The sequence below is a fragment of the Rhodopirellula maiorica SM1 genome (assembly GCF_000346295.1).
Classification (GTDB): domain Bacteria; phylum Planctomycetota; class Planctomycetia; order Pirellulales; family Pirellulaceae; genus Novipirellula; species Novipirellula maiorica.
The window spans coordinates 1-8,887 of record NZ_ANOG01000533.1 but is presented as its reverse complement, the minus strand read 5'-3'; the positions used below and the strand labels follow the sequence as shown (position 1 = coordinate 8,887).

4 protein-coding genes and 1 pseudogene are annotated in these 8,887 nt (G+C 54.5%); 2 read left to right on the top strand and 3 right to left on the bottom strand.

Annotated features, from left to right (window positions below; translation table 11 throughout):
* Positions 1 to 549: 549 nt before the first annotated feature.
* On the top strand, positions 550 to 2,058 hold the full coding sequence (locus RMSM_RS16870) for a hypothetical protein (protein ID WP_008698711.1): 1,509 nt from the start codon (positions 550 to 552) through the stop codon (positions 2,056 to 2,058).
* A gap of 246 nt (positions 2,059 to 2,304) precedes the next feature.
* Here RMSM_RS16870 and RMSM_RS37030 read toward each other — a convergent pair whose 3' ends face one another.
* A complete protein-coding gene (locus tag RMSM_RS37030; RefSeq protein WP_144057722.1) occupies positions 2,305 to 2,730 on the bottom strand; it encodes an FHA domain-containing protein in 426 nt (141 codons plus the stop codon).
* 298 nt (positions 2,731 to 3,028) lie between these two features.
* On the opposite strand from RMSM_RS37030, the gene RMSM_RS16860 reads away from it, so the two are divergent.
* Positions 3,029 to 6,667 (top strand): hypothetical protein, encoded by a 3,639-nt coding sequence (locus tag RMSM_RS16860; protein ID WP_008698705.1) that lies wholly within the window; start codon positions 3,029 to 3,031, stop codon positions 6,665 to 6,667.
* 133 nt (positions 6,668 to 6,800) lie between these two features.
* On the opposite strand, the gene RMSM_RS16855 is transcribed toward RMSM_RS16860, so the two are convergent.
* Together RMSM_RS16855 and RMSM_RS16850 are read right to left on the bottom strand one after the other, a co-directional pair.
* On the bottom strand, positions 6,801 to 7,727 hold the full coding sequence (locus RMSM_RS16855; RefSeq protein WP_008698703.1) for an ABC transporter ATP-binding protein: 927 nt from the start codon (positions 7,725 to 7,727) through the stop codon (positions 6,801 to 6,803).
* 73 nt (positions 7,728 to 7,800) lie between these two features.
* A pseudogene (locus RMSM_RS16850) lies at positions 7,801 to 8,887 on the bottom strand (hypothetical protein); the annotation flags it as partial.

The window sequence follows — 8,887 nt, the reverse complement described above, 5'->3', positions numbered from 1 at the left end:
AGCATCGATCCGCTGCGCAGCCACCGCACCCACCGCCGCTATCATTTGCGGCGAAGAGCCCGAGAGCTACTCACCCAAGCGGATTAGCTTGCGAGCATTTATTCTTTTCAGGTGTTGAGCGTGGTGACGTGTCGTCGATAAAGAAACTGCGCAGCAACAGGCGAGCATCAACCGCATCTCCACCAAAATAGCTCGTGTTTTGTGCCAGACTCGGCTGTAGGCAACGTCGAAAACGTGTAGGACCTTTCCGGTAGCTCTCTCATGTTAACCTCATTCACCCCGACGTCATGCCCTGTCCCTATACAGGGACTGTCCCTGCTTTATGAGCGGTCTTACGCCCCTCAATAACATGCTCCGTCCCTGTTTTGGGGAGGGTATTGGATGGTTGCTGGCATTTATGTTGGCATGTGGTGAGTCGCGTTGGTAAGCGAAATGCTCTGTCCCTGTGGGAACTCTCTGTCCCTGTGGGAACTGTCCCTGTGGGAAGTAGGTTGGGGCTGGGGAAGTCGCTACAATCGTAGGTAACACTCATTTACCGGAGATGATCACATGTCAGTGCTACAGCGGCGGACGTTCTTGGCTTCCACAGCGGCTGGTTTAGGACTCAGCAGCTTGCTTCATTCGCTTGGCCCGCTTGCGGCGGCCGACGTTACGATCGACAGCGGCATCGCTCGGTTTTCTAGTGATATAGAGCCACTGGTACGGTTCCTCGAAGATACGCCTCAGCAATCGATCATCGAAGCGACGGCGAAACGTGTCAAAGCGGGACTCAGCTATCGTGAACTGCTTACCGCCTTGTTGCTTGCAGGCGTGCGTAATGTCGAACCGCGTCCCTCGGTAGGCTTCAAATTCCATGCCGTCTTGGTCGTCAACTCCGCTCATTTAGCCAGCATCAGCGGCCCCGACGAAGACCGTTGGCTGCCGCTTTTCTGGGCCATCGACAATTTTAAAAGCTCGCAAGCACGGGACGTTCGCGAAGGTAACTGGACGATGCCGACGGTTGAGGAATCCGCATTGCCCAAAGCGACGCACGCCGAAAAAGAACTTCGCACAGCACTGGAACGATGGGACGAGTCGGCCGCGGACGCCGCAATTACTGCGTTGGTCCGGCACGAGGGCGCCAATCGTGTTTTTGAAGTGCTCAGCAGCTACGCTGCTCGTGACTTTCGCAGCATCGGACATAAAGTCATCTATCTGTCCAATGCCTTTCGCACATTGCAAACGATCGGATGGGAGTATGCCGAACCTGTGATGCGAAGTCTTGTTTACGCAATCCTAAATCACAACGACGAACCGAATCCATCGACGAGTGATCTGGAAGCCGATCGGCCTGGCCGTCTCAATCGGATTGCTGCACAAAACATGTCGACATCGCTCGCGGGAGGAAAGATCGATGATGGTGCCACTCGCGATCTGGTGAGGACGCTCCACGATTGTTCACCGATCGAGGCAAGCGAAATGGTTGCAGAGCTCGTTGAGAAAAACATTGCCGTCCAATCGATTTGGGACGGCTTGTTTGCCTCGGCAGGAGAATTGTTGATGCGTCAACGTGGGATTGTTTCGCTGCATTCGGTCACGACCACCAACGCAATCCATCACGCTTTCTCCGCTGCATCGGATGAACAGACACGCAAAGTACTGCTGCTGCAAAACGCGTCATTTTTACCGTTGTTCCGCGATGCCGCAGCACGTCGCGGCAGCTTGAGTGCAACTCGCATCGATGAATTGGCATCAACCGAACCTAGCGATCATTCGCCAACAGTAACCGACGTGTTCGAGACAATGGGCAAGAGTCGCAAAGAAGCATCGCTTCAGATGTATCGACTCTTATCCGCTGGCGGCAATCCCCAAGACGTTGTGGATCATGCACGACGTTTGGTGTTTCTAAAAGGCAACGATTCGCACGACTACAAGTTCAGCTCGGCGGCACTTGAGGATTACCGCGTGCTTTCACCAGCATGGCGAAACCGTTTCCTGGCCGCATCGACCTATCAATTGTGCAGCCCCGCCGAAGCGACTCGCCCGTTGGTCCAACGGATCCAAAGTGCGATCGGTTGATTCGTATGTGTTGGTGTTGGGTTATCGTGTTGAGGGACGAGTAGTAGGCCGAATCAAGGACGCAGGATCATGCCGGATCCGCGATCGATAGCCATCTCGAATGAGACTCGGACCGATGTGAAATTCTCAATGGCGTCCGCCGATCCGGCATTGACGCCGTTTGCTCGATCCGGCCTATAAAAAACGCAGCCTCGAAAGGTAGAAGCGAGGCGATTGATCTTCATCTTTCGCCAAAACAAATCGGAATCACCCTAGCACGCGGCGCCACCACGGTTTGGCCTCAACCGGAGCATCGAGCTGGTACACCGGCAACGGACGCGTTCGATCTACATTGCCTTCGCGTGGATACTGCTGCGACTCGGCGAGTTCATCGGGAGATGAAAATTGTATTTCCAGCTCCAACGCTCCAATCTGCACCACTTGGTTTGGCATCAGCACATGTTGCTGAACACGATTGTCATCAACATAGATTCCGTTGGTCGACCCCAAGTCCTTGATCACCAAAGCTTCGTCACCATTGAGCGAGAATTGGCAATGTTGACGACTGATCGATTGATGATTGATGCACAGATTAGATTCGGGATCACGTCCCAAGCAAACAGGCGGCTTGAACGTCCAACTGCGACGATTTAGCCCAGACACTTCGTTTTTAAGCACAAGCTTATAGATCATGATTTGTACCGTCGACTTCGAAAGAAAAGAAAGCGTCAGGGTTTTCGTCGGTACCGCGGGCGGCGGAATCAAATTGATTCAGCCACTTTCAACTTCCGCCAACAGGGGCACCGGATGTTTCCATTCTAGTATTTGCATGGCAGCTTTCGTACCAAACTTCGCCCTCTTCAGCTAATTTGGTGGGCAAAAGTCGCTAAAAAGCGGCATGAAAACTCATCTTGGGCTTTTGAGGCCATTGCCGCTACACTGTGGTCCGGATCTTCTCTTCTTCGTTACGAATGGCGGCAAGGATGTGCCTGTGACCACCGACGACTTTTTGCTCGATCAACTCGAGCGAACGCAGCAGGAACAAACGCATCGTCGACGCGAAAATCGCAACCGACGGCGGCGGTACTACCTGCTCGGCGGACTGCTGTTCGTCGGATTCTTGCTACTTGCCGCCCCCAGTCTGGTAAGCCATTCGCCGGTTGGCAGATCGATAGTCGCTCGCACCGCTTCAGCGTACGGGTTTGATGCCAGCGCCGAAGGGATCCGTGTCGGTTGGGTGACGCCGCTACGTATTACTGGTTTGTCGATCGAAGGACGCGAAGCGGGCAGCAAGTGCAGGGTCGAGCAACTCGATACCGAATTGACCGTAATGGACTTGGTTGGAACCACCAAACGGGATCTCGGTCCGATCCTTGTCCGTGGAGTCGACATCCAATGTGATGTTCGCGATGGGCAGAGCAGCGTCGAAGAAGATCTAAGAATCCTGCTCGAACAACCTGCCACCGACGGACCATCCACGACCGCGACAGTCGATATCAGCGACGCAACCTTGACGGTGAAAGACGCGATCACGGGCGAGACTTGGCGATTTTCACAAGCAAGTACGAAGCTGGAATTGCAAGACGATTCATTGCAGAGTCGTTTCACCGGCGTCTTGGCTGAACCGAGAGGCAGCCAGGGATCACTGCAAGGCGCGGTCGAGTTCGAATTTGCTTCGCTCGACCATTCCAGTTCGACATCGCCTTGGAACATTGATCTGACCTGTGACTCGTTGCCGCTATCGGTGGTCTCGTTGGCTCGCCGTCGCCTAAGTGCCTATGCGGATCAGATTCCCGCTCAGTTAGTAGGCGATGCAACCGGCAATTTAATCATTCGTGGCGGCCCAGATGGATCGGTCGACGCCGACGTGACTCAATTTCAAGTTCGTAATCTTGAGGCGGCGAATCTTCAGCAAGACACCCGCCGCTGGACCAACAAGCTTGCGATGCTTGACGGCCGCTTGACGCTACAAAACGATCGTGTGATTGGTCAGGGATTGGTGGCGACAACCGATTTCGCCTCATTGAAACTCGACGGCGCCTTTTCCACTTCGATTACCTTAGTCGGAGCAAGTGACAATCCGGTGCGTTGGCTAGATGCACTCGAAGGGACCGCAAGCGCCGAAGTCGACTTGGCGGCATTAGACCATGCTTTGCCCGGCGTTTTGCCAATCCGAAACGATGCGGAATTGGTTTCCGGACGAGCCCTAGCTTCGATCGAATCATTGCCATCGAGTGACGCTCGGCGACGACGTTTGAGTCTTCGCAGCGATGCACTACGTGCGCGATCGCGTGGTCAAGCAGTGGTAATCGACCCGGTCGAGATGACCGCAATCGTGTCCAGTAACCAAGACCGCATCCAAGCCGAACAATTCAAGCTGACGAGTTCGTTTGCTGCGGCCAGCGGACAAGGCAACTTGCAAAGTGGCGCCACCGATATCGAAGTCGACTTTGGGCGTTTGGCTAATATGCTGCGTCCGATCATCGACTTGTCGAGTTCATCACTAGCCGGATCCGCTCGCGGCAAGATCCAATGGAATGCGTCCGGTGGCGATCAGTGGCGATTGACGGGAACGGGCGACGCCAAGGATCTGTTGATCGAACTGCCTGGTGGCAATCGGCTGCGTCATCCCGCATTACGCATGAATGTCGACGCCGTGGGCCAATGGCAAGCCGGCCAGATCGAATCGTTGTCGGTGGCCAATGCCACGCTTTCAAGCAGCGGGCTGAATCTACGAGCGGAACTAGTTCAAGGGATCCAACACCCCGATGCGAACACGCGATTTCCGCTGCGCATCCAAGGCGACGGACGTCTCGAAGCTCTGGCCGATACGTTGGGCCCGTGGTTGCCAGCGGAATTACATGATTTCGACGGCGGATTCAGCATGAATGCACGTGCAGATATCTCGTCCTCGGGCGGCCGGTTGACAGGAACGACAATCGAATTGACTCAACCGCACGTCGCCTACGCCGATCGCTATTTCAGCCAACCCGAAGTCAAACTGCATTTCAGCGGCGACTATGACTGGACCAATTCGACGCTGGATTGTCGGTCGTTGACGATCGTCGGAAACGCCGTCACCGCCGCCATCGAAGGGGAATGGAGTGCCGAGCGAACCGACCTGGAAATCGCTTGGCAAGCGAAACTCGAACGCATCCAGGGCAGTATGAAAACCCGAGTGGCAAACCGTGTGCTTCCTGCAATCAGCCAAGTGGGTTACAGGCCTGGGCAATCAGTCCAAACCGATGACTGGTTGGTAATGGGCGATTGCGACGGTCGCTTTATCGTCACGGATTCGAAGGGACGCTATGCCATTCAAACCGAATTGAATGGCAAAGGCGTCGCCGTCGTTCAACCCGCTCAAGCAAGCGCGGCCTCGCAATTGGTTGGCCCTGTTCGTAATGCAGCGGGGGCGAGCACAGCGAATTCGCCTCCATCAACTGCAAGAGGTTTGAACTCAGGTTCGCGAGTGGTGTGGGCAGAACCGAATGTAAAAATTAACGGGACCATTCATGTCGATCCAACCAGTGGCGGTGTGGTGACCGATTCGCTGAAATTGTCAAGCGACTGGTTTGCGACAAGCTTAACCGGTCACGCGGTTTGGAATAACACGCTCGGCGACGTTTCGATTAAAGGTCCGGCGCGAATCAAGATGACCGAAGTCGCAAATCGACTCAGCGAACTTGTCGGAACGCAGATTCAATTACAAGGAGTCCAGGAGACGCCGATCGAAATTGCCGTCAAGCGTCAAACCGACGAGCATATTGCAATCAACGTCCTGGCGAACCTCGGCTGGGAGGCAGGGGAAGTCGCCGGAGTTAATTTTGGTCAGGCCAATATTCCTGTGCGATTGACCGAAACGAGTGTTTTCGTGTCCCCCGCGTCGATCCCAGTCGATCAAGGCCGACTCAATATCGCAGGCGATGTCCATTATCGACCGGGGCCGCTGTGGATGCGAATTGAACCAGGCCGGGTGGCGGAATCGATCCGTTTAACACCCGACATGACCGATCGCTGGCTCAAGTATCTAGCTCCGTTAGCGGCCAATACGACTCGCATCGATGGAACGCTAAGTGCCGAAATTGACGAAGCCATTGTGGTCATCGATCGACCGGAACAGAGCCGCGTTGTGGGGCGTTTGAACATCGATTCGATCGATATGAATTCGGGTCCAATGGCAAATCAAATCATCGGCGGGATCAAACAACTGCGTTCGCTCGCATCGATCGGGACGCCCCAAGCGGCGGTGAATACCGAGACAACGTTGATTCGTGTGCCTGCACAAACCGTCGACTTCACCGTCGACCACGGCATCGTCAGCCACCAACGAATGTTCTTCGAAGTGGACCGCGCCCAAGTGGTCACCAGCGGGAACGTTTCGTTTGATGGTAATCTGAATTTGATCGCGCAAGTTCCATTGGACGCTCGATGGCTGGGCAGCAATCTGCAGGGCTTGGCCGGACAACCGGTCACGCTACCGATCGAAGGCACGTTCTCGCGTCCTCGTCTCGATTCGTCGGGCGTGCGAAAGGTGGTGACCGAATTAGGCGTGCAAGCGGTCCAAGATTCCGCTGAGAATTACTTGCAGAAGCAACTTGGTCGTGGCATCGACAAAATCTTTGGTCGCTAAGAGCCGTAGCGTCGTTGACGCGTTCGCGGATTTGTGAATAGGAGCCAGGCATCCGGCATGTCGAGAATGCTACGACAGACCGGAAACCTATCCGGCTTTTTCATCGCGTGCCCCGAACGATCTACGACCTTTTTTACGTGACCAAGCCTCGGGTCACCGTCATAAAGACATCCTCAAGCGTGGGATCGCGATCGTTGAACGAGCGCATCCGCACGCCGGCTTTGATCAATTCGTCGAGCAGATTCGCCAATCCTTCGTCATCGGTTTCCAGCTCAGCAATCACGCGGGTGGGCTCTTGTTCAAGCGACCGCAGGGCGGGACTGCTTCTGAGGATTGAGAGTCCTGCTTCGAGTCCTGTCAGAAAGTCAATTTCGACAATACGGTTGCGGCGGATTTGCCGATACACGCTGCCAATCGGACCGCTCATCAACAACTCGCCACGTTCGATGATGCCGATCGATGTACAGCAATCAGCAAGCTCGGTCAGAATATGGCTACTAATCAAAATGGTCTTGCCCATTTTCCGTAGCTCTTTCAGTAACGCTTTGACTTCGATTCGTGCACGCGGATCCAGTCCCGAGGCAGGTTCGTCCAAGATCAGCACCGGTGGATCATGCACAAGCGTTTTAGCCAAACACAATCGCTGCTTCATCCCCCGCGACAACCCGTTGACAAAATCATTGCGTTTGTGGCCGAGATCCAATAGCTCCAACACGTTGTCGATAATCTGCTTTCGCTCAGTGCGTCCGATTCGATACGCCACGGCAAAGAAGTCTAAAAACTCCCACACACGCATACCGTCATAGACGCCGAAGTTATCGGGCATGTAGCCAATCGATTGCCGCACGCCGACGGGATCTGCCATCACATCACAACCGGCCACCGATCCGCTACCACGACTTGCCCGCAACAGCGTCGCTAGGAACCGGATCGTGGTGCTTTTCCCTGCTCCGTTGGGACCAATAAAACCAAACGTTTCCCCCGCAGCGATCTCCAAATCGATGCTCTGGACGGCTGTGAAATCGCCGTAATCTTTTCCGAATCCTTTGAGCGTGATCATCAAGTTTCCTGGGGCCGAGCGGTGGGCGGTGAAAATTCAGTGTTGCAGTGCAGCTAGGTTTGAGCGAGGAAATTCAATTCTCCGATTCATCCTCGCTCTGCAATTCCGAGTCAGCAGGTTCGGTTAACGATCGACGAAAATCGCCAATCAAATTGACATCTGACTTTGGCTCGGGCAACGGAGGAAAACGGAGGTTTGCCAGCACGACCGTCTCGGCGATGTGTTGTTTCGCTTGAGGGGTGACGGTCATTCCAGGCAGCGACTCTTCGATGCGTCCGACCAATCGTGACGAGTCGGTCGGAATCGATTTGTCGGCGAGAAACGCGTTCATCACGCGCGATACTTGAAGCGGCAATTCAGTGGAAACATTGACGGCAGCATCGTCGCGAAAACGCAACTTGGTTTTCGAGCCTGCCGAACAAAGTCCCACAACGGCAAGTCTTGTTTGGTCCTTCGCGTTCTTGACCACCACAAACGAATCGAGCAAATCGTATTGGGTTTCGTTAACCAACGTTTCGTCGTCCAGATAGATGCTGCCGCCCAGGTCAACGATCTGTTCGGCGCGAACCATTTGTGTTTGGTTACTGCCCACGGCGACTCCCGACAACAACGGCCCCTCTTCAAAATCGGTCTGGAATCGAAGCGGTTCATCGACCGGGTCGGTTTTAGATTGAGCGAGCGAATTTGCAACGGCGTCGACAGTGCCAAATTGCATGTCGTACGTGCTGGACAACGAGTTGTAGATGGCGATGACGCGAGCAAGGTGGGCACGTTCATATCCCGGCTGGGTTTCCAGAATCGCCAGTTCGGTTTGACTGCGTGCAAATCCAATATCAAGCTGTGCGGAACGAGCAACCCAAACCGCGCCAGCGATGGCAATCACCGGTACGGTTAACCAAGCGTATTCCAATTTGCCGAACAAACGGAAAACGAGATAGTTCAGCGGCACCAACGCGATCAGATAAAACCCAAGCGATCGGACGACCAACGATGATGGCGGGATCACAATCCCGGATTCGTTTCGCAAGATTGCTTGAGTCAATTCGACCGCATCGCTGCCGTCGTTCCATCCGCCGATTCCCATTACCGGATCGACCCGGGTCCATCGATCACGTGACAACTCTTTTTTGGTTGGTATTTTCTCGGCGCTCGTAATGTTC